The organism is Caviibacterium pharyngocola, from assembly GCF_002795405.1.
In the GTDB taxonomy this organism is placed as follows: domain Bacteria; phylum Pseudomonadota; class Gammaproteobacteria; order Enterobacterales; family Pasteurellaceae; genus Caviibacterium; species Caviibacterium pharyngocola.
The window spans coordinates 126,726-149,467 of record NZ_PHGZ01000013.1; the positions used below are offsets into that span (position 1 = coordinate 126,726).

The window sequence follows — 22,742 nt, forward strand, 5'->3', positions numbered from 1 at the left end:
TGATTAATTATGCACAATAATAGCATAATTAATCAGGTTTGAATTTTATTATTATCGTTATTATAAGGCACAACGTTATATGCAGAAAGCAATTATTATCGGCGCAAGCGGTTATACCGGCGCGGAATTAGCCCGAATTCTCGCATTACATCCGGCATTCGAATTAAACGGATTATATGTTTCCGCCGGCAGCCAAGACGCGGGAAAATCGCTCTCGTCGCTTTATCCGCAACTCAAACGAATTGTGGATTTACCGCTGCAACCCTTGGAGGAAGATTTAACACGTTTAGCGCAAGCCAATGATTTGGTTTTCCTCGCCACGGCGCACGAAGTCAGCCATAACCTCGCTCCGATTTTTTTGCGAAATAATTGTAAAGTGTTTGATTTATCTGGTGCGTTTCGTGTAAATCAAGCGGATTTCTACCCGCAATATTACGGCTTTGAGCATTCATATCCGGAATTATTGGCAACGGCGGTATATGGCTTGGCGGAATGGAATGCCGAGGCAATCAAAGAAACCGATTTGGTAGCGGTCGCCGGTTGTTATCCGACGGTTTCGCAACTCAGCTTAAAACCTTTGATTGAGCAGGATTTGTTAGATTTGACCCATTTACCGATTATCAATGCGGTCAGCGGCGTAAGCGGTGCGGGACGTAAAGCCTCATTGACATCCAGTTTTTGCGAGGTAAGTTTGAATGCTTACGGCGTGTTTAATCACCGTCATCAACCGGAAATCGCCACGCATTTGGGCACGGAAGTGATTTTCACACCGCACTTAGGCAATTTTAAACGCGGTATTTTGGCGACGATCACGGCGAAATTAAAGGATAACGTGAATGACACGCAAATTCGCGCAGCATACGAAGGGTATTATGCGAATAAACCTTTAGTGCGCGTGTATGATCAAGGTTTGCCGAGCATTAAAGCGGTGGAATTTACACCGTATTGCGATATCGGTTTCGCCAGCAAAAACGGTTATATTATCATCGTCGGCGCGGAAGATAATTTATTGAAGGGCGCAGCGGCACAAGCGGTGCAATGCGCGAATATTCGTTATGGTTTCGACGAAACCCTCGGTTTAATTTAAGGATAAACAATGAAACCTTTAGTGATTAAATTAGGCGGTGTGCTGCTAGATACACCGGCGGCAATGGAGAATTTGTTTACCGCTTTGGCGGATTATCAAAAAAATTTCGCTCGTCCGCTATTAATCGTGCACGGCGGCGGTTGCTTGGTGGATGATTTAATGAAACGCCTGAATTTGCCGGTAAAAAAGAAAAACGGTTTGCGCGTTACGCCGAGTGATCAAATCGATATTATCGTCGGTGCGTTAGCGGGAATCGCCAATAAAACCCTTGTCGCTCAAGCGGCAAAATTTCAACTGAATCCGGTCGGCTTGTGTTTGGCGGACGGTAATTTAACCAGCGCTGCGTCGTTTGATCCCGATTTAGGGCACGTTGCTACGGTGGTGGCGAAAAATCCGGCGTTGTTGGACAATTTGTTGGGCGAGGCGTTTTTACCGATTATTAGTTCCATCGCCGTGGATGATGAAGGACGTTTGATGAATGTTAACGCCGACCAAGCGGCGACGGCGATTGCCGCATTGATTAACGCGGATTTGGTAATGTTGTCGGATGTGGACGGCGTATTAAATGCGGAGAAACAATTAATTCCTCAACTCAACGGCGCACAAATCGATCGCCTGATTGAAGACGGCGTGATTACCGACGGAATGATCGTCAAAGTAAATGCGGCGTTGGATGCGGCAAAAATTTTAAATTGCGGCGTGGACATTGCAAACTGGAAACATCCGGAAAAATTGACCGCACTTTTCGGCGGTGAGATAATCGGTACGAGAATTAATCCGTAGAATTACTCTTTTAGCGGGCGGGCGAAAGTCCGCCGTTTTGATTTCAATATAAGGAAAACAGACATTATGGCACTTTGGGGCGGACGTTTTACTCAAGCGGCGGACAAGCGTTTTAAAGATTTTAACGACTCGTTGCGTTTCGATTATCGTTTGGCGGAACAAGACATCGAAGGCTCGATCGGTTGGTCGAAAGCCTTGGTCAGCGTCGGCGTATTAACACAAGAAGAACAACAACGGCTGGAAATCGCGTTGCAAGATTTATTGGTCGAAGTGCGGTCGAATCCGCAAGCGATTTTGCAAGACGATGCGGAGGACATTCACAGTTGGGTGGAAAGTAAACTGATCGATAAAGTCGGCAGTTTAGGTAAAAAATTGCACACGGGGCGTAGTCGTAACGACCAAGTGGCGTTGGATATTAAAATGTGGTGCAAACGTCGCGTATTGGAATTACAAGAAAACGTGCGCGAATTGCAAGCGAAATTAGTGGAAACGGCGGAGAAAAATCAAGATGCCGTAATGCCGGGCTACACCCATTTGCAACGGGCGCAACCGATCAGTTTCGCCCATTGGTGTATGGCGTATGTGGAAATGCTGGATCGCGATTACAGCCGTTTAAGCGATGCGTATCAACGAATGAATACCTGTCCGTTGGGCAGCGGCGCTTTGGCGGGAACGGCATATGCGGTTGATCGCGAACGCTTGGCGCAAGATCTGGATTTTGCCGCCGCGACGCGCAACAGCTTGGACAGCGTATCGGATCGCGATCATATTATCGAATTGCTTTCCACCGCGTCGTTAAGTATGGTGCATTTATCGCGTTTTGCCGAAGATATGATTATTTTTAACAGCGGCGAAGCGGATTTCGTCGAACTTTCCGATCGCGTGACTTCCGGATCTTCTTTAATGCCGCAGAAAAAAAATCCCGACGCCTGCGAGTTGATTCGCGGTAAAGCGGGACGAGTCGTCGGCGCATTGACCGGAATGTTGATGACGGTGAAAGGCTTGCCGTTGGCGTATAACAAAGATATGCAAGAAGATAAAGAAGGCATTTTCGACGCGTTGGATACTTGGCAGGATTGCTTGGGAATGGCGACATTTGTGTTAGACGGCATTAAAGTGAACGTGGAACGCACGAAAGAAGCGGCGTTGAAAGGTTATTCCAATGCGACGGAATTGGCGGATTACTTAGTGGCGAAAGGCGTACCGTTCCGCGATTCGCACCATATCGTCGGCGAAACCGTGGTTTACGCGATTAAAGTACAAAAAGGCTTGGAAGATTTAACTTTGGATGAATTCCGCCAATTCAGCGACGTGGTGGGCGATGATGTGTATGAAATTCTTTCATTGCAATCTTGTTTGGATAAACGTTGTGCCAAAGGCGGCGTATCGCCGTTGCGCGTAGCGGAAGCTATTGCGGCAGCCAAAGAACGATTAAAATAACCGAAAGGTTACGGAAAATAAACGGGCGAAGAAAATGCTTCTTCGCCCGTTTTTTTATGTTCTACGGCGGAATTTAATTTGCTTTTCACATATCATTAAGTGCGGTGAAAAATCGGCGAGTTTTTTCACCGCACTTTCGGCAAAAAATGCACTATAAAATCGTTTTCTCAAACAACATTCGCATATTTTCCAGTAGCAAAAGCGGATCCAAAGGCTTATCGCAACTTAATGTGAAACTCAACGCCGCCAAAGCGAAAGAGGCGTACATATGCCCTTGAAATTCGATATCGACAAATTCCGCTAAGTTTTCATTGCGCATATTTTCAATATATTTTTCTTTAATTAACAAATACATATCTTGTTTCAAATGAATTTTCGGCGTTTCGATTTTCCACAATAAGCGGATTTTTTCTTTATTCTCCAATAATACTGGCGCGAATTTTTGGGTAAATTCCATACTGGATTGAGTGAAACGCTTCTCCACCAAAGGTAAAAAGACGCGTTGTTTAAATTCTTCGATGAGCTGTTTGGCAAGCTCGTTTTTGCCGGCGTAATGTTTATAAAAAGTGGTTCGATTGATTTGCGCGCGATCTAAAATATCTTGCACGGTGATTTCGTCGAAATCTTTTTGATTGAGCAAAGCGAGAAAACTTTCACTGATATTTTTACCGGTTTTAATTACGCGAATATCGTTTTTATTCAACATTATGGATCCCTTTTCATTTTTTACTTTAGTTAAGCAACAAAATAACTAATTTTATATGCTTAAGCAATATTTCATTGCTTTTTGATGATTGCGAATTTTGGAGGCATTTTCTAAACTAATTTTAGGACTTGTTGATCTTTTGAGTGTGGTATTTAGTCAAAAAATGCTACTTTTTTATCCTAGCACGGCAAAGCCGTACTAGGTTAATCATAAGTAAGCGGCTTTGCCGCTCATTTTATGGTGGCAAAGCCACCAACTTATAATTAACCGATTGCGACCTATGGTCGCTGTCGGATAAAAAGCCATAATTTAGTATGAATTTTGTTCTTAAAAAGATCAACACGCTCTAGTTTATTGAGGCATTTATTCGGGAGTTATGATGAAAAAACTATGGATCATCTTACCTATTATTGCGATCGCAGCGGGTGTCGGGTATTGGAAAATGTATGGGAACGGTGAAACACTAGAGGGGATTTCCGTGGTGAACGGGCGTTTGGAGCTGGATCGTATTGACGTGGCGACATTATATGCGGGGCGGGTCGAAACCGTATTTGTGCGCGAAGGGGATAAGGTGGAAAAAGATCAGCCCTTGGCGCAACTTTCCGACACGCAAATCGCCGCACAATTAAGTTTCGCCGAAGCGCAAAAGCAACGAGCGACGGAAGCAATGCAACGGAGCCGCGCGGAAATCGAATCTTATCAGCAACAACTGCGCATTGCCGAATTGGAATGGAATAATGCGAAGAAATTAAAACGCAATAATTTGGTTTCCGATACCGAAGTGGAACGTCGCCAAGCGGCGTATCAAGCGGCAGTTGCGGCGGTGAGCGCGGCAAGTGCGGCGAATGCGGAAGCGCAAGCCGCGATTACGCAAGCGGAAAGCCAAATTGCGCAAGCGGCGGATATGCGCGCGGATATGTTGATTAAATCGCCGATTGCCGGCAGAGTGGAATATAAAATCGCCGATGCGGGAAATGTGCTCGCCGCAGGCGGAAAAGTGGTCAGCATATTGGATTTAAACGATGTGTATATCAATGTGTTTTTGCCTTCCGCGCAATCCAATCGGGTAAGAATCGGCGATGAAGCGCGTATTGTGGTGGACGGAATCAAGGCGGTATTTCCTGCAAATATCACCTATGTCGCCTCGGAAGCGCAATTTACGCCGAAATCGGTGGAAACGGCGGAAGAGCGGGCGAAATTAATGTTTAAAATCAAATTGCAAGTGCCGACGGAAGTGGCGAAGCAACATCAGTCTCTATTAAAAGGCGGAATGACCGCACTAGGCTATGTGAAATATGATCCGCAGGCACAATGGCCGGCATTTCTTGCGGTGAAACTGCCGCAAACGGAATAATGGGTAGTCGGTTATGACGGAACTGAATAATATTGCCGTGTCGGTTGAGCATTTGAATCACGCTTACGGTAAAACGAAGGCGCTAACCGACGTGTCGTTACAGATCCCGAAAGGCGTCAGCGTCGGGTTGATCGGGCCGGACGGTGTAGGAAAATCGACGCTGCTTTCCGTGATTGCGGGAGTGAAAATTCTGCAAACAGGAAAAGTTTCGGTTTTCGGGCAAGACGTTTCGCAAAAACAAGCGCGTAAAAATTTATCTTATCAAGTGGCGTTTATGCCACAGGGGTTGGGGAAAAATTTATATCCGACCTTATCTATTTATGAAAATATCGATTTCCACGCACGCCTGTTCGGTTTGCCTAAAGAACAGCGACAAGCGCGAATCACACGTTTGCTGAAAGCTACGGGATTATTGCCTTTTGCCGAACGTGCGGCGGGAAAGCTTTCCGGCGGGATGAAACAAAAATTAAGTTTATGCTGCGCCTTGGTACATAGTCCGGATTTACTGATTTTGGATGAACCGACCACCGGTGTGGATCCGCTTTCCCGTCGTCAATTTTGGTCGTTGGTGGACGATTTGCGTCGGGAAACCGAAGGAATGACGGTGATTGTCGCGACAGCATATATTGACGAAGCGGAGCATTTTGAATATTTGCTGGCGATGGATGACGGCAAATTGATCGCCAATGCGCCGACCAAACAAATAATGCAGCAAACCGGCAGCGATACCTTAGAAGGCGCCTATATTAAATTATTACCGCCGGAAAAACGCGGCGCGGAGAACGGTTTGGTGATTCCGCCGTTTCACGTTGATCCGAACGAACCTCCGGCAATGCGCGCGGAGGGATTGACCAAAAAATTCGGCGAATTTGTTTCGGTGGATCACGTCAGTTTTACCATTCCGAGAGGAGAAATTTTCGGTTTCTTGGGCTCCAACGGTTGTGGTAAATCCACCACGATGAAAATGTTGACCGGTTTGCTGGATGCGACGGAAGGAACGGCGGAATTGCTCGGACAGCCGGTGGATGCCAGTAATATCGAAACGCGCAAAAAAGTCGGTTATATGTCGCAAGCCTTTTCATTATATGAAGAATTAAGCGTGCGGCAGAATCTGGAATTGCACGCTAAACTGTATCAAATCGACAAAAAAGAATGGAATCATTATGTCCATTCCGCAATGGAGCAATTTCATTTAACGAATCTGGCGGACGAAACGCCGGCGTCTTTGCCGCTAGGTATTCGCCAGCGTTTGCAGCTTGCAGCGGCGTGTTTGCACAAACCCGAAGTGTTGATTCTGGACGAACCGACCTCCGGCGTAGATCCGGCGGCGCGCGATATGTTTTGGGAATATCTGATTAAATTGTCGCGCGAAGATAAAATCACCATTTTCGTCACGACGCATTTTATGAACGAAGCGGCGCGCTGCGATCGCATTTCCTTTATGCATCGCGGACGAGTTTTAGGCGTGGGTACGCCGGAAGAATTGCGGATCGGCAAAGGTGCCGATACCTTGGAAGAAGCGTTCATCATTTATTTGGAAGAACAAGCGGACGATATTACCGCGCCGCAAACTGAACGCGTGCAAGAAAACGAACGGCAACCGCAGCATAATTCCGCACCGCCGACGGGATTTTGGGCGTGGTTTGCAATGGTTTGGACGTTTGCCGTGCGTGAAGGAAAAGAATTAATGCGCGATAAAATTCGCCTGTTTTTCGCGCTCGGCGGCCCGACGGTAATGTTGTTGGCAATGGCGTCTAGCATTTCCTTTGATATTAACCCGATGAAATTTACCGTATTGGATCACGATAATACCTCGGAAAGCCGCAAGTTTACCGAATATTTCAGCGGCTCGCCTTATTTTATTAAGCAAGAACCGATTTATTCGGTCAGCGAGATCAATCGCGTGTTGCAAAGCGCGCAAGTGAAGTTGGTGATTGAAATTCCCGCCGATTTCGGACGTAATCTGTTGAACGGACAAAAACCGGAAGTCGGGCTGTTTATTGACGGTGCGTTTCCGGCGACGGCGGAAAATCTGAAAGGTTCCGCCACCGGCGTGATCGGGCAATATATTAAAGATACCTTGCGCGATCGCGGAATGAGTGTTCCGGATACAGGAATATTAGAAACTCGTTTTGTCTATAATCAGGATTTTAAAAGTATTTTTGCGATGACACCGGGCATAATTATGTTGGCAATGATGATGGTGCCTTCGATGATGACCGCACTCGGCGTGGTGCGCGAAAAAGAAATCGGCTCGATTATGAATTTATACGGCTCGCCGGCGACGCCGTTGCAATTTCTATTCGGAAAACAGCTGCCTTATATTTTGCTCTCTTTTATGAGCTATTTAGTGCTGGTTTGGATGGCAATTATGGTGTTCGGTGTGCCGATTAAAGGCTCGATGTGGGCGATGTTCTTCGGTGCTGTGTTGGTGATTTGCGCATCAACCGGTTTCGGATTACTGGTGTCTTGTTTTGTTAAATCGCAAGTTGCGGCACTGTTTGCTACGGCAATATTGATTATGGTGCCGACGATGAATTTCTCCGGAATGATGTATCCGACGGCAACATTAGCGCCGAACGTTTACCTACTTGCACATATTTTTCCGGGGGCGTGGTTCCAGCTAATCAGTCTCGGCGGTTTTACCAAAGGGCTTGGATTTACGGATTTTCTACAAAGTTATTTGGCGCTGGTGACGATTTACTCCGTTTATCTTCTGCTGGCTTCCCGTTTCCTGAAAAAACAGGAGAAATAATATGCGTTGGTTTAAAAATGTCGCTTATCTTTCGGCAAAAGAATTGCGTAGCTTATTTACCGATCCGGTGCTGATGATTTTAATTGTATATATGTTTTCCGTTGCGCTGATGACGATCGCCAATATGCCGACCACCGAAGTGAAAAATGCGGCGGTGGCGGTGGTGGATAACGACCATTCCACATTATCTTATCGCTTGCGAGACAGTTTGATTCCGCCGAATTTCAGAAAAGTGGAAGAAATTCCGTACAATCAAATCGATCGCGCAATGGACTTAGGACAATACACTTTTGTGGTGGATATTCCGCCGAACTATGAACGAGATATGCTAAAAGGGCAGGCGCCACATATTCAGTTGCTGGTGGATGCCACGGCAATGACGCAAGCGAATATCGGTGCGTCTTATATCAATCAAACCTTTAGCGCCGAAATTAATCAATTTATGAAATCTGCGAATCTCGCGCAATTTTACCCGCTCGATACCACGATTAACGTGCTGTATAACCCGAACTACTCCAGCCGATGGTTTATGGGCACAATGCAAATCGTCGGTAACTTGAATTTGCTGGTGTTATTGTTAGTGGGCGCGGCGGTGATCCGTGAACGGGAACGCGGCACTATCGAGCATTTATTAGTAATGCCCGTCGGTTCCGGTGAAATCGCCGTATCGAAAATTTTAGCCAACGGTTTCGTGTTATTGTGCGTGGCGATGTTGTCGTTGCTGTTGATTGTTCGCGGCGTGTTGCAAGTCCCGATCGCATTGGAGTCCTTGCCGTTATTCGCCTTGGGCGTGATCACTTTTTTATTTTCCATTTCCTCATTGGGAATTTTGTTGGCGATTATCGCGCCGACAATGCCGCAATTCGGTTTGTTATGTATTCCGGTTTATGTGGTGATGTATTTACTTTCCGGCACCAATTCGCCGATTGAAAATATGCCGGAATTAGCGCAACAAATTACGCGTTTTTCACCGACGACCTTGCTGGGTTCTTATGCGCAAGACGTATTGTTCCGTGGCGCCGGTTTTGAGCTGGTATGGGATAAATTGGTCGAAATGATCGCAATCGGCATTGTATTTTTAACGTTGGCGTTAATCCAATTCAAATCAATGCTGTCAAGACAGGGATAACAAAGGAATCGAATAATGAAAAGAATAAAATTAATCGCAACGGCGATGTTGCTTGTCGTATTGAGCGCTTGTAGCAACACGGAAATCGACGCGCGTTCGGGCGTGACTTTGCCAAGTGAATTCGAACGTACTCAAGCGACGAAGGGGAGTACGGAAATCGCACAATGGTGGCGTAATTGGCAAGATCCGCAACTCAACGCCTTGATTGAACGAGGATTGGCGGCAAATCTTGATATCGCAAACGTGCAAGCTCGTTTAAAAGAAGCGCAGGCAAACAGCCGTGCGGCGGAAGCGGATCGCGGTCCTTCGCTTGGTGCGGCGGGAGCCGTCGGCGGTGGGATTAGCAATGTGGATACCGGAATGACGAATTCTTCCGTGTCCAGAACGCGTTCCTTATCCGGTGGTATTATTGCTTCTTGGGAACCGGATTTTTTCGGACAAAAACGTAGTGACGCGCAGGCGGCGGAAGCGGTTACCTTAGGCTATCAAGAACAGGTTTATGCGGCGCAGCTGTTGGTCGCCGCTCAAATTGCGGAAAATTACTTTAAAATTTATGCCGTCGATCAACAAAGTGCGGTGATAAAACGCAATGTTTATACCTTGCAACAACTACAACGTTATATCCAAGGTCGTTTTGATGCCGGACAAGCGACGGCATATGAAATTAATGAAATCAACGGTCAAATTTCTGCATTGCAGGCGAAACAAGCCACATTAACCGCACAAGCGGACAGCTATCAACGTAATATCGCCGTGTTGCTCGGACAAACGCCGCAAGGATTTCGTCTGGTGAAAAACGCCGATCCGCTGGCGCGAATTCCTGCCGCGCCGAGCGGACAACAACCCGGCGATTTATTGGAACGCCGTCCGGATATTCGCGCCGGCGCGCGACAAATCGAAGCCTATATGGCGAAACTAGCTTCGGCGAAAGCCGATTTATATCCGCGTTTCGATATGACCTTTATCGGGCAAGGCGGGCGCGTGGTGTTGAATAATGATCTGTCGCCGATTTCAGGTTTGGGCAGCTTGTTCAACATTGGCGTGCAGCTGCCGATTTTCACCAACGGACGTATTGCGGCGAATATCGATGCGGCGGATGCGCGTTTGAAAGCGGCGCTGATTCAATACGATAAAACTTTGCTCACTGCGTTGGGCGAAGTGGATAGCGCTTATCAACTTCAATACGGTTTGAACAATCAAACCCGATTGCTACAAAAAGCCTATGCTCAGGCGCAAAAACAAGCGAGCGATGCGCAGGCGTTGTTTAAACACGGCGAAAAAACCTTAGACATCGCGCTACGCGCGCAAATTTCGGCGTTAAATTATCAAGAGCAAATTATTCAATCTCGTTTGGCAAGGGCGCAAAATTTGGTGAATTTATATAAATCTTTAGGTGGCGGTTGGCAGCCTTAACGCCTTATGTTTACAAGTGCGGTGGTCTTTGTCGTTATAAAAACAGCGAAAAATTCCACCGCACTTTTTATCCGGATTAATACAATGAAAAAATTAATTATTTTATGTTGCGCGTTATTGTCCGCCTGTAGCAGTTTGGTGGAATATCAACCGGTAGAAACCATTAATCATATTCGGCTCGACAGCGGCTATCGCACTAAAAACGCCGTAGTGTCGGCGGATGAAAATCTGATCATCTTAATGTTTTCCGGTGGCGGAAGCCGTGCCGCCGCCTTAGGTTATGGCGTGTTGGAAAGCTTTAAAAACACTCGGATCCGTCGTAGTCAAAAAGGCGGCAGTTTGTTGGATAATATTGATATGGTGTACGGTGTGTCCGGCGGTTCGGTGCTGGCGACCTATTTTTCCTTGCAGGGCAGCGATGTAGTGCCGAAATTCGAAGATAATTTTCTGAAGAAAAATTTTCAAAGCGAAGTGATTAGTCAGGTTTTCTCCTTTTCTAATTTGCCGCGTTTAACTTCGCCGCAGTTCGGGCGCGGCGATTTGCTGCAAGAACAGTTTGATCTTGCGTTGTATAAAGGCAAAACCTTCGGTGATTTGGCGAAAAATCGTAAAGGGCCTTTTGCCGTGATTAGCGCCACGGATATGAATGTGGGGCAGCGAATCGCCTTTACGCAAGAATTTTTTGACGGCTTATGTCTGAATCTAAGCGATTTACCTATCGCTCGCGCAGTCGCGGCATCCAGCGCCGTGCCTTTGGTATTCAGTCCGTTGACCTTGAATAACAATGCGGGAAATTGCCGTTTTTCGATGCAAGAATTGGATTTAGTGATTGCCTCGGCAAATAAAGACGAAAGCCAACGTGCGAAAAATATTGCCGAATTGCAGAAAATTTTATCCTTATACCAAAACAGCGCCGAGCGCCCTTATATTCATTTGGTGGACGGCGGGTTAACGGATAATCTCGGACTTGCCGGATTGGTAGATATTTATGATGTCGCCGGACCGGAATTAATGCATAAAAAAACGCTGGAATCGGGATTAAAGCGGATTATTGTTATCAATATTAATGCGCAAAACGAAGTGACCAATGAAATTGATAAATCGGCGGATGTGCCCGCCACGGCTTATGTGATCAACACGGTGATTAACGTGCCGATTGATCGCAACACGCAAACTACGTTGCGCCGTTTTCGCGAATTTACCGATGAATGGAATACGTTTATGAGCAAAATGCCGATGAATAAACGGGTCAATATGCATTTTGTCAGTTTAGGCTTGAAAGATCTACCCGAATCGGAATTGAAAAAAGACGTATTGAATATCAGCACTTCGTTTTATTTGCCGCACTCGGATGTGAATAAACTAAAACGCGCGGCAAATATTTTGTTGCAAAATTCGAAAGAATATCAGGAGATTCTGAAAATTTTACAGTAAGATAAGACTTGTCGATGAACAAAAAAATCGCGTATGCGGAAGAAACATACGCGATTTTTAGGCAATTTTTGACCGCACTTCGGTTTATGACAAATTGCCGTTTTCGATTAATTCCCAACTTTTATCCGCGTGAATGCGTAAATGTTGTTGATGATGAGAATGTAAGGTGGAGCGATGTCCTACGCTGATAATCGTCGTGTCCGGCAGCGCTTGTTTTAATAAGCGATACATTGCATCTTCCAATCCTTCATCCATACTCGCCGTGGCTTCGTCTAAAAAGGCGACGGCAGGTTTATGCAACAACAATCTGGCAAAGGCAAGGCGTTGTTGTTCGCCGAGAGATAAAGTGGCGCTCCAGTCGCTTTCTTGCATCAATTTATCCGCTAAATGACCTAAGTTCACTTGACGAATCACCTGTTCGGCGGCGGCTAAATCCGGTTGCGACGGTGTGACATCGGGATAATACAACGCATCGATTAAGCGTCCTTGCGGCAAATATGGGCGTTGCGATAAAAACAGCGCGCTATTTTGCGCGCGCGTGACCGAACCTTCCGAATAAGGCCACAAGCCTGCAACGGTGCGCAATAAGGTGGTTTTTCCTACGCCGGATTGCCCTTGAATCAACAAAGATGTGCCGCGCAATAAGGTGAGATTCAAATCTTGAATTAGCGTCGTACCGTCGGGCGTTTTGATATTGAGATGTTTGAACACAACCTGATCCGCACTATCACACATTGTAACATTGCTCGGTTGATTTGCTGCGTTAATTGCTGTGTGGAAACCGGTCAAACGATCCAATACGGCACGATAAGCAGTGAAATCGTCATAAGAATTACGATAAAACGACAACGCACTCTGCACCTTGCCGAACGCTTGGGCGGTTTGAATTAAATCGCCCAATTTAATTTGTTGGCTGAAATAGCGGGTGGCTTGAATAATAAACGGGAAAATCACGGAAACTTGCGACACCACTAAGTTAAAACCCGATAGCTTTAAAGTGCGGTAAACAATTTGCCAAATATTTTTAATAATCGAATCGAATTGGCGTAATAGCGCCGATTTTTCCATTTTTTCACCGCGATAAAAAGCGATGCTTTCGGCGTATTCTTTCAATCTCATTAGGGCGTAACGATAATTGGCGTTCAGGCGTTCGTTGGCGAAGTTTAAGGAAATCAACGGACGTCCGATTTTGAAGGCTAACACGCTGCTGATCAGAACATAAATAAAGACAAGAAATACCATCATATGCGGAATTTCAATGCCGCCGATCGTCATCGGGCCGGATAGATCCCATAAAATCAAGGTGAAAGCGACAAGCGACACAGAAGATGAAATTACGCCGGTAGCAAAACCTAATGAGGACGACACATAAGATTGCACGTCTTGTTGAATACGTTGATCGGGGTTATCCAGTTGGTTCGGCAAAAAATGCGTTTTGTAATACGCCTGATCCGTCGTCCATTTGTCCAACATATCCGCGTTTAACCGAATGCGCCATTGAATGGTGAAACGTTGGGTTAAATAATAAGTAAGCAACACGTTTATGACGTGTACCGTCGCCAAGGCGGAGAAAAGAATCATTTGTTGCCAGAAGACGGCGGCATTCATTTCCTGCAGCGCGCTGTACATTGCGTTGTACCAGTTGGAAAACAAAATATCCAAGCGCACGGATAATAAATTAAAGAAAACGATCACCAGAAAATAGCTTATCGGGCGCAGTCCTTGTTTCGGCGAAATATAGCTTTGCGCCAACAACCAGAATTGATGTCCCCAACGGGTTGTACGCACCAAAATACAAAGTACGAGCGAAAAAACAACGGCGGTAATCGCCAAACTTTTGATGATCCACAATAAGGATGTAAGTAATTCTTCCGACCAACTCATAAAGATATTCCGAATAAAAGGCTATTTATTCAACGATAAATAGCCCGATTTAAAAACTTGTTCAAATATTGTTAAAAAAAACTGCATATTAATCAAGAAAAATGTGATAAGCATTCAATTTTTTAGATTTTAATGGTTTTTTGAAAAAGGAGATTGCTATAATCGCGCACAGTCTTTTTTTAATTTATTAGAGGTAACTATGAGTGATATTGCTATCACGATAAGTCTTCTGGCGCTGGTTGCAGTCATCGGGCTGTGGATCGGTCACTGGAAGATTCGAGGAGTGGGGCTCGGCATCGGCGGCGTACTCTTCGGTGGGATCATCGTCGCCCATTTTATGAATGAATACGGTGTGAAGCTGGATGCGCATACGCTGCATTTCATTCAAGAATTCGGCTTGATTCTTTTCGTTTATACTATAGGGATCCAAGTGGGGCCGGGGTTCTTCTCCTCCCTACGTCAATCGGGCTTAAAATTAAACGGCTTGGCGGTGTTGATCGTCGTGCTCGGTGCGGCAAGCGTGATTGTGTTGTACAAAGTCGCCGATATTCCGTTGGATATTATTTTAGGTATTTATTCCGGTGCGGTTACTAATACGCCGGCATTAGGTGCGGGACAACAAATTCTTGCCGAATTGGGAATGTCGCAAACTACCGGCACAATGGGGATGGCGTATGCGGTGGCTTATCCTTTCGGGATTTGCGGTATTTTGTTGACAATGTGGCTGATTCGTTTGTTCTTCAAAATTAAAGTAGATGAAGAAGCGGAAAACTTCCAAAAAGACAGCGGACAAGACAAAGAAAGTTTGCGCTCAATGACTGTGAAAGTCACTAATGTCAACTTGGATGGGTTACGTTTAATTGATATTCCGGGTTTTGAAGATAAAGATGTGGTTTGTTCCCGTTTAAAACGGGATGAACACGTTAGCGTCCCAAATGCGGACACGCAGATTTTCCTTAACGATTTGCTGCATTTAGTGGGCGAAGCCTCGGCGTTAAATAAAATGCGTATCGTCATCGGCGAAGAAAGTGATTTGCCGACCGCAACCTTGCGCGGCGATTTACGTTCCGAACGTATTGTGGTGACCAACGAAAAAGTATTGGGTAAAAAAATCAAATCTTTGGGGATTCACCAAAAATACGGCGTGGTAATTGCACGCTTAAATCGTGCTGGGGTTGAATTGGTGCCGACGGCGAACACTTCTTTACAATTCGGGGACGTGTTACACGTTGTGGGACGCAGCGATGTGATCGGTAACGCCATTGCAATCATCGGGAACGCACAACAAAAATTGCAACACGTTCAAATGTTGCCGGTATTTATCGGGATCGGCTTGGGTGTATTGTTAGGCTCTATTCCGTTCTACATTCCCGGCTTCCCGGTGGCGTTAAAACTCGGCTTGGCGGGCGGCCCGTTAGTGGTAGCGTTGATTTTAGCCCGAATCGGAAGTATCGGAAAACTTTACTGGTTTATGCCGCCGAGCGCCAACTTGGCATTGCGTGAAATCGGTATCGTGCTGTTCCTTGCTGTCGTGGGTTTGAAATCCGGCGGAAACTTTGTGGATACCTTGGTTAACGGCGCAGGTTTGGAATGGATGGGATACGGTGTATTAATCACCTTAATTCCGTTAATCATTACCGGCGTAATCGCGCGCTTATATGTCAAATTAAACTATTTGACCCTGTGCGGTTTACTTGCCGGTTCGATGACGGATCCGCCGGCATTAGCCTTTGCCAATGCGATTAAAGAAGACAGCGGCGCGGCGGCGTTATCTTACGCCACGGTTTATCCGTTAGTAATGTTCTTACGGATTATTTCACCGCAACTTCTTGCCATTTTGCTGTGGACGTTCTTGTAACGAATAGAACGAAAATCTGAAAAAATATGACCGCACTTTTGCGCCTATTGCCGAAAGTGCGGTTATTTTTTTGCATTATTTATTAACGGCGTCGAAAAATCACTGGTCTGACGACTATCTTGGGAACTTAATTTAGTTTGCGTTGCCGTTTCGCTTTCCTTTACAATCCAACGGATTTTTATTAAGACACTGCAAATTACAAAGGTTAGCACATAATGAAAAAAACGAATTTCTTTACTAAAATTTTTCTTTCTTCCGCATTATTAATGGCTGCGGGCGGCGTTCAGGCGGCGGCGTTCCAATTAGCGGAAGTTTCGACCAGTGGTTTGGGTCGTGCGTATGCCGGTGAAGCGGCGATTGCGGATAATGCCGGCGTGGTGGCGACCAATCCGGCGTTAATGAGCTTATTCAAAACCAAACAATTCACCGCCGGCGGCGTATATGTTCATTCGAAAATCCGTATGTCGGGCGATGTTACGGCGAGCGTGGTCGGCGTGGAAGCGGCGAAAGAAAGCGCGAATAAAGAAAGCGTCGTGCCGGGTTCGCTTGTGCCGAATATGTATTTTGTCGCACCGATTAATGATAAATTCGCTATCGGCGGCGGAATGAACGTTAACTTCGGCTTAAAAAGCGAATACGAAAGCGATTATGCCGCCGGCGTATTCGGCGGAAAAACCGAATTGAGCGCGGTGAACTTAAACTTAAGCGGTTCATATCGTGTCACCCAAGGATTAAGCTTTGGTGCGGGCGTGAACGCAGTTTATGCCAAAGCGAAAGTGGCGCGTAATGCGGGAATTTTAGACACGGCGATTAACAACATTGCCACGGATTCTCAACTTCAAGCGAAAATCGCGCGTAACGTTGCCGCTGCGGGCATTCCGTCAACTGGTTTAATGTCGCGTTTAGGCGCTTTAGGCGCGCAAGTGGATGCAGATACGGTGTTGACGCATCTGCAAGACAAAAACGCGTGGGGCTTCGGTTGGAATGTGGGCGCCGTGTATGAATTTAACGAACGTAACCGTATCGGCGTGGCATATCATTCTAAAATCGATATTGATTTTAAAGACAATACCGCGGTCAGTTACTTGCCTTACGGCACTCGCGCTCACGTAGGAAGAGGCGGTTTAACTTTAAATTTACCTGATTATGTCGAAGTCTCCGGTTTCCACCAATTAACCGATAAATTCGCAATGCACTATAGCTATAAATACACAAAATGGAGCCGCTTACAAAGCTTACACGCGACTTATGAAGACGGCACTTTGGCAAACGGCGGTTTGGCTTTCCATAAAGATGAAAAATATACCGATACGTCACGCATTGCATTAGGTGCGACTTATGATGTGAACGACAAATTAGCCCTACGCGCCGGTATCGCATATGATGAATCCGCCGCAGGCGAAAATTCGAGCGCATCCATTCCGGATACGGATCGTACTTGGTACAGCCTTGGTGCGACCTATAAATTCACACCGGATTTATCCGTCGATTTCGGCTTTGCACATTTACGCGGTAAAAAACTTAAATTTACCGAAACGCAAAATATCGCCGGCGGTTTAGTGGTGGTGAAAGCCGATTACGAATCCCGCGCGCGTGCGAATCTTTACGGATTAAACGTTAATTACAGTTTCTAATTTGACGCAATTTGTCGGATAATAAGCCTATCTTCGGATAGGCTTATTTTTTTGAGGAAATCACGATGACGGATATTTATTATTGCTATTATCAATCGCCGGTCGGACGGTTATTGATGATCGGACAAAATGATCAATTAACCCATTTGGATTGCGAGTTGGAGCAAATGGCGCCGAATCCGAAATGGAAACTTAATGAAAATCTACCGCTCTTTTTGCAGGTAAAAGCCGCATTGACCCGTTATTTTAACGGTGAAAAGGAAGATTTTCACGATATTCCGCTTAATCCGCAAGGTACGCCGTTTCAACAACGGATTTGGGATGCACTGCGTCGCATTCGATACGGACAATTCAGCAGCTATGGCGAGTTGGCGGCACAGATTGATAACCCGAACGCCGTGCGTGCCGTCGGCGGTGCGGTGGGACGCAATCCGATCAGTATTATCATTCCTTGCCATCGCGTGTTGGGAAAACAAAAACAGCTTACCGGTTTCGGCGGCGGACTACCGATGAAACGCGCATTATTGCAGTTGGAAGGCGTGAGTTATGCGGACAAAGGCGTGGAATTTGTGAAACAAAAATTATTAAAAAAATACCAAAACTGACCGCACTTTTATGACTCCGATAACAGAAAACGAGTTGCTCGATCGCGCCCAATCCATTGCCGGATTAACCTTCGGCGAATTAGCCGCCGAATTACGCCTCAGTGTGCCGCCCGATTTGAAACGCGACAAAGGCTGGGTAGGGATGTTAATCGAAACCGCTTTGGGCGCAGCGGCGGGCAGCAAAGCAGAGCAAGATTTCGCCCATTTAGGCATTGAACTGAAAACAATCCCGATTAACGCCCAAGGCAAACCGTTGGAAACCACTTTTGTCAGCCTTGCGCCTTTAATTCAAAACAGCGGCATTATTTGGGAACATTCGCACGTTCGGCATAAACTTTCCAAAGTGTTGTGGATTCCCATTGAAGGCGAACGGCATATTCCCTTGCACGAACGCCGTATCGGCGCACCGATTTTGTGGCAACCGAGCGCCGAACAAGAACGTCGTCTAAAACAAGATTGGGAAGAATTAATGGATTATATCGTGCTTGGGCAAATCGACCGGATTAACGCGCGCTTGGGCGAAGTGTTACAACTGCGACCGAAAGGCGCCAACAGCAAAGCGCTAACCAAAGGAATCGGCAAAAACGGACAAATTATCGACACCTTACCGCTCGGTTTTTATTTGCGTAAAGAATTTACCGGCGAAATCTTGCAACAATTTTTAGCGCAAAGGTAATTTCTCGCTTTTCATTTCTTATATAACCCGATATGATTTGACACCGCTTTTAATTTAAGGAACTTTAATTATGTTTGATTGGATGGCAAGTCCGGAGGCGTGGATTGCCTTACTTACCTTGACCTCGTTAGAAATTGTACTTGGTATCGATAATATTATTTTTATCAGCATTTTAGTCGGACGTTTACCCGAACAACAACGCCAATCCGGACGTATTCTCGGTTTGGGTTTGGCAATGGGCACGCGGATTTTATTATTGCTGTCGCTTTCTTGGTTGATGAAATTAACCGCACCTTTATTCGTTGCGTTCGAACAAGAAATCTCCGGTCGCGATTTGATTTTATTAATCGGCGGTTTATTCTTAGTCGCCAAGAGTACGCACGAAATTCACCACGCAATGACACCGGAAGAGAGCGGAGAACAAAGTGCGGTGAAAAAAGCGAATTTTTTCAGCATCTTAGCGCAAATCGCCGTGTTGGATATCGTGTTCTCGCTGGATTCCGTGATTACCGCCGTGGGAATGGTCAGCCAGATCGAAGTAATGATTATCGCCATTATTTTAGCGGTGTTGGTGATGATGTTGGCGGCGAAACCGATCGGCGATTTTGTCGAAAGTCATCCGACGTTAAAAGTATTGGCGCTGTCTTTCCTGATTTTGGTCGGCGTAGCGTTAATCGGCGAAAGTCTAGATTTCCACATTCCGAAAGGCTACATTTATTTCGCAATGGGCTTCTCCGTTGTGGTGGAAATGATCAATATCAAAATGCGTAAACGTTTGATTGCCAAACCTTAATTTAATGCTCTCAATAAAAAAGTGCGGTGAAATAACCGCACTTTTGCTATGAATCATCGTGTTGATAAAAGGCTATTTTCGCCTTTTGTCACATTACCAACTTCGATACATATTGGCACAAATCACTTGGCTTAAAATATAAAGCGATGAATTTTTTTGCAGCGTCACGGTATATTTTTGTTGACGTTTCGGTGCCGCGCGCGTGCCTTCACCCCAAAATTCCGTATAGTAATCGGTTCTCACTTGGGTGAGCCGGAGACTTTCGCAATTTAAGATTTTATATTGACGCAAAGATTTGGCGTAAAGTTCCGGTTTGTCTTTGTAAACGAATAATCCTTTATCCGAGTTGATGACCGCATCAAAATGAATTAATCGCTTGTCCTCGTTGTCTTGCCAAATGGAAGCGCTATCGACGTAATATTCCGCATCTTGCGCCAGCTTAACGTAACCGGCTTTGGTGATTTTCGGCGGTGTGAGTTTGACATCCGGCGGCGGTTGAACGGGTTGCGTGGTACAAGCAGTTAAAAAGATGACACTGAGCGCTAAACCTAGTTTTTTCATTTTGAACTCCTTAAACCTTTATTATCAAGGTTATCTTATTGTGGCATATTTTGCCGCGAATATCTAATTGAAATGCAGGCTTTTACACGGAAAATTCCGCTTGATTTTCGTCGATTTTGCGAAACGGAAAAAATTATTTCTATTGTTATAAATTTATCGCAAACGATTGCTTTGCCGTGCTACAATAACCGACCGTAATATTTGGGTAATTAAATAGGAAACAGCAATCGTGAGTAAACCATCATTAAGTTATAAAGACGCCGGCGTAGATATTAATGCGGGCAATGCATTGGTCGAAAAAATTAAAGCCGATGTAAAACGTACCGCGCGTCCGGAAGTGATCGGCGGTCTTGGCGGATTCGGCGCATTATGTGCATTGCCGAGTAAATATAAAGAACCGATTTTGGTTTCGGGAACCGACGGTGTCGGAACCAAATTGCGTTTGGCGATTGATTTGAATAAACACGATACGATCGGGATCGATTTGGTCGCAATGTGTGTCAACGATTTGGTCGTGCAAGGTGCGGAACCTTTGTTTTTCTTAGATTATTACGCAACGGGCAAATTGGACGTGGATGTCGCCGCAAGCGTGATCAAAGGTATCGCCAACGGTTGCGAACAATCCGGTTGCGCCTTGGTCGGCGGCGAAACGGCGGAAATGCCGGGAATGTATCACGCGGGTGATTACGATTTAGCCGGTTTTTGCGTCGGTGTGGTGGAAAAATCGGAAATCATCGACGGTAATCGTGTAAAAGCGGGCGATGCATTAATCGCGTTAGGTTCCAGCGGGCCTCATTCAAACGGTTATTCTTTGATTCGTAAAGTCATCGACGTTGCCGGTGCGAATCCCGCCGAAGAAATGTTAGACGGAAAATTATTGGCGGATCAAGTGCTTGCGCCGACAAAAATTTATGTAAAATCCGTCTTGCAATTAATTAAACACGCGGACGTACACGCTATTGCGCACTTAACCGGCGGCGGTTTCTGGGAAAATATCCCGCGCGTTTTACCGCCTTCGGTAAAAGCTGTGATCGATGAGAAAAGCTGGGAATGGCAGCCGGTATTTAAATGGTTGCAGGAAAAAGGCAATATCGACACCTATGAAATGTACCGCACTTTTAACTGCGGCGTGGGGATGATTATCGCCTTACCGCAAGAAGATGTGGAAACCGCATTGGGCTTATTGCACCAAGCGGGCGAAAACGCGTGGGTTATCGGTCATATTGATCACGCGGCGGAAGGCGAGCAGCAAGTCGTTATTCGCTAATGAAGAAAATTGTCGTTTTAATTTCCGGTCAAGGATTGAATTTGCAAGCGATCATCGACGCTTGCGCCGGCGGTTTCGTGCCGGCGCAAATCAGCGCGGTGATCAGCAATAAAGCCGATGCTTTCGGTTTGCAGCGCGCGAAAAGTGCGGGTATTTCTACGCAAGTTTTTTTGCGTCGCGATTATGCGGACAATGTTGCGATGGATGCGGCGATCGGCGACTATATTCAATCCTTACAGGCGGATTTTATTATATTAGCGGGCTATATGAAAATTCTAACGCCCGCATTTATTCGTCGCTTTGAAGGGCGAATCGTCAATGTTCATCCTTCCTTGCTGCCGAAATATCCGGGGTTGGATACTTATCGTCGGGCAATGGCAGCAGGTGAAACCGAACACGGCACCACCGTGCATTTCGTCAATGAAGAAGTGGATGGCGGCGCGGTGATCGTACAAGCGAAAGTGCCTATTTTTCCCGACGATGACGTTGAAGACGTGGAAGAACGGGTAAAAGCGCAGGAAATTCAGCTGTATCCTTTGGTGATTAAATGGCTGGCGCAAGATCGCCTGACGTGCCTTGACGGCCGCGCTTATTTAGATCATCAAATTTTGCCGGAAAACGGTTATGCCACGGAATAAATCTCAGTTTCGACTGAGATTTTTTTATGTCAAGTGCGGTGAAAATTAAGCATATTTTTGTGTCGATTTTTGATATAGTAGCGAAAAATTTTTTTATTGTTTTGTAGGATAGGATTATGGTTGAAAAAATCATCATTGATGAAGGACAATTTATTCGCACCATTTCACGCATTGCACACGAAATTATTGAAAAACACCAAGATTTAAACGATTTAGTGATTGTCGGCGTTAAACGTCGCGGCGCGGAAATCGCCGAATTAATCAAACGTAAAATTACCGATTTAACCGGCACGGAATTGCCTTCCATCGACTTGGATATTACTTTTTATAGAGACGATTTGGAATATGTCGAGCCGCAAAGTCAATCGCCGATATATAGCGGCGCATCGCATTACATCAGCATCCAAAATAAAACCGTGATTTTAATCGATGACGTTTTATTCACCGGCAGAACCATTCGCGCGGCGCTGGATGCGTTAATCGATTTCGGACGGGCGGCAAAAGTGGAATTGGTGATTTTTGTCGATCGCGGTCATCGCGAATTGCCGATTCGCGCCGATTATGTGGGCAAAAATGTGCCGACCAGTCGCAACGAGAAAATTCAAGTGCGCACGATGAAATTTGATAATTGTTATGAAGTGGCGCTACTTTCTTAATAAAATCCTGAACCTTTTGGTAAATTAACACTCTAAGTATCGTGATTTTTAACTTAATAACGGAATAAG

Annotated in this window: 19 protein-coding genes; 16 read left to right on the forward strand and 3 right to left on the reverse strand. The window is 45.7% G+C overall.

Translation table 11 applies throughout. The features are described 5' to 3' along the window. Nucleotides 1-79 precede the first annotated feature (79 nt). From argC to argH, 3 genes are all read left to right on the forward strand, one after another. Nucleotides 80-1,087, forward strand: a complete 1,008-nt coding sequence (gene argC, locus CVP04_RS06030; protein WP_100296613.1) for an N-acetyl-gamma-glutamyl-phosphate reductase — start codon at nt 80-82, stop codon at nt 1,085-1,087. Nucleotides 1,088-1,096: 9 nt separating this feature from the next. Continuing rightward, nucleotides 1,097-1,870 (forward strand): acetylglutamate kinase, encoded by a 774-nt coding sequence (argB, locus tag CVP04_RS06035; protein WP_100296614.1) that lies wholly within the window; start codon nt 1,097-1,099, stop codon nt 1,868-1,870. A 66-nt stretch (nt 1,871-1,936) separates the two neighbouring features. Beyond that, entirely contained in the window at nt 1,937-3,310 is a 1,374-nt protein-coding gene (gene argH / locus CVP04_RS06040) for an argininosuccinate lyase (RefSeq protein ID WP_100296615.1), read from the forward strand. A gap of 151 nt (nt 3,311-3,461) precedes the next feature. Here argH and CVP04_RS06045 read toward each other — a convergent pair whose 3' ends face one another. Continuing rightward, entirely contained in the window at nt 3,462-4,016 is a 555-nt protein-coding gene (locus tag CVP04_RS06045; protein WP_243385121.1) for a TetR/AcrR family transcriptional regulator, read from the reverse strand. A 376-nt stretch (nt 4,017-4,392) separates the two neighbouring features. Here CVP04_RS06045 and CVP04_RS06050 point away from each other — a divergent pair, with 376 nt between their 5' ends. From CVP04_RS06050 to CVP04_RS06070, 5 genes are all read left to right on the forward strand, one after another. Next, complete coding sequence (locus CVP04_RS06050) at nt 4,393-5,370, forward strand: HlyD family secretion protein (protein ID WP_423738293.1); 978 nt, start codon at nt 4,393-4,395, stop codon at nt 5,368-5,370. A gap of 13 nt (nt 5,371-5,383) precedes the next feature. After that, a complete protein-coding gene (rbbA, locus tag CVP04_RS06055) occupies nt 5,384-8,125 on the forward strand; it encodes a ribosome-associated ATPase/putative transporter RbbA (protein WP_100296617.1) in 2,742 nt (913 codons plus the stop codon). Nucleotide 8,126: 1 nt separating this feature from the next. Beyond that, entirely contained in the window at nt 8,127-9,254 is a 1,128-nt protein-coding gene (locus CVP04_RS06060) for an ABC transporter permease (protein ID WP_100296618.1), read from the forward strand. Nucleotides 9,255-9,269: 15 nt separating this feature from the next. Beyond that, on the forward strand, nt 9,270-10,667 hold the full coding sequence (locus CVP04_RS06065; RefSeq protein ID WP_100296619.1) for an efflux transporter outer membrane subunit: 1,398 nt from the start codon (nt 9,270-9,272) through the stop codon (nt 10,665-10,667). Nucleotides 10,668-10,751: 84 nt separating this feature from the next. Continuing rightward, nucleotides 10,752-12,101, forward strand: a complete 1,350-nt coding sequence (locus CVP04_RS06070; protein WP_100296840.1) for a patatin-like phospholipase family protein — start codon at nt 10,752-10,754, stop codon at nt 12,099-12,101. 84 nt (nt 12,102-12,185) lie between these two features. On the opposite strand, the gene CVP04_RS06075 is transcribed toward CVP04_RS06070, so the two are convergent. After that, entirely contained in the window at nt 12,186-13,985 is a 1,800-nt protein-coding gene (locus CVP04_RS06075) for an ABC transporter ATP-binding protein/permease (protein ID WP_100296620.1), read from the reverse strand. A gap of 199 nt (nt 13,986-14,184) precedes the next feature. Here CVP04_RS06075 and CVP04_RS06080 point away from each other — a divergent pair, with 199 nt between their 5' ends. The 5 genes from CVP04_RS06080 (at nt 14,185) to CVP04_RS06100 (ending at nt 19,551) form a co-directional block, all read left to right on the forward strand. Continuing rightward, nucleotides 14,185-15,843, forward strand: a complete 1,659-nt coding sequence (locus CVP04_RS06080; protein ID WP_100296621.1) for a putative transporter — start codon at nt 14,185-14,187, stop codon at nt 15,841-15,843. A 215-nt stretch (nt 15,844-16,058) separates the two neighbouring features. Beyond that, on the forward strand, nt 16,059-17,477 hold the full coding sequence (locus CVP04_RS06085) for an outer membrane protein transport protein (protein ID WP_100296622.1): 1,419 nt from the start codon (nt 16,059-16,061) through the stop codon (nt 17,475-17,477). A gap of 65 nt (nt 17,478-17,542) precedes the next feature. After that, nucleotides 17,543-18,082 (forward strand): methylated-DNA--[protein]-cysteine S-methyltransferase, encoded by a 540-nt coding sequence (locus CVP04_RS06090; RefSeq protein ID WP_100296623.1) that lies wholly within the window; start codon nt 17,543-17,545, stop codon nt 18,080-18,082. Between the two features lie 10 nt (nt 18,083-18,092). Then, the gene (gene mutH, locus CVP04_RS06095; RefSeq protein WP_100296624.1) at nt 18,093-18,758 is read left to right on the forward strand and encodes a DNA mismatch repair endonuclease MutH; all 666 of its coding nucleotides are present in this window, start codon (nt 18,093-18,095) and stop codon (nt 18,756-18,758) included. Nucleotides 18,759-18,828: 70 nt separating this feature from the next. Continuing rightward, nucleotides 18,829-19,551, forward strand: a complete 723-nt coding sequence (locus CVP04_RS06100; protein ID WP_100296625.1) for a TerC family protein — start codon at nt 18,829-18,831, stop codon at nt 19,549-19,551. A 93-nt stretch (nt 19,552-19,644) separates the two neighbouring features. On the opposite strand, the gene CVP04_RS06105 is transcribed toward CVP04_RS06100, so the two are convergent. Beyond that, a complete protein-coding gene (locus CVP04_RS06105; RefSeq protein ID WP_100296626.1) occupies nt 19,645-20,112 on the reverse strand; it encodes a surface-adhesin E family protein in 468 nt (155 codons plus the stop codon). A gap of 229 nt (nt 20,113-20,341) precedes the next feature. Here CVP04_RS06105 and purM point away from each other — a divergent pair, with 229 nt between their 5' ends. The 3 genes from purM (at nt 20,342) to pyrR (ending at nt 22,673) form a co-directional block, all read left to right on the forward strand. Then, nucleotides 20,342-21,379 (forward strand): phosphoribosylformylglycinamidine cyclo-ligase, encoded by a 1,038-nt coding sequence (gene purM / locus CVP04_RS06110; protein ID WP_100296627.1) that lies wholly within the window; start codon nt 20,342-20,344, stop codon nt 21,377-21,379. Then, nucleotides 21,379-22,017: a phosphoribosylglycinamide formyltransferase gene (purN, locus tag CVP04_RS06115; RefSeq protein WP_100296628.1), complete on the forward strand. Its 639-nt coding sequence runs from the start codon at nt 21,379-21,381 to the stop codon at nt 22,015-22,017. Before purM ends, purN begins: the two co-directional genes overlap by 1 nt. A gap of 116 nt (nt 22,018-22,133) precedes the next feature. Then, nucleotides 22,134-22,673: a bifunctional pyr operon transcriptional regulator/uracil phosphoribosyltransferase PyrR gene (gene pyrR, locus CVP04_RS06120; protein WP_100296629.1), complete on the forward strand. Its 540-nt coding sequence runs from the start codon at nt 22,134-22,136 to the stop codon at nt 22,671-22,673. Nucleotides 22,674-22,742: the final 69 nt, after the last annotated feature.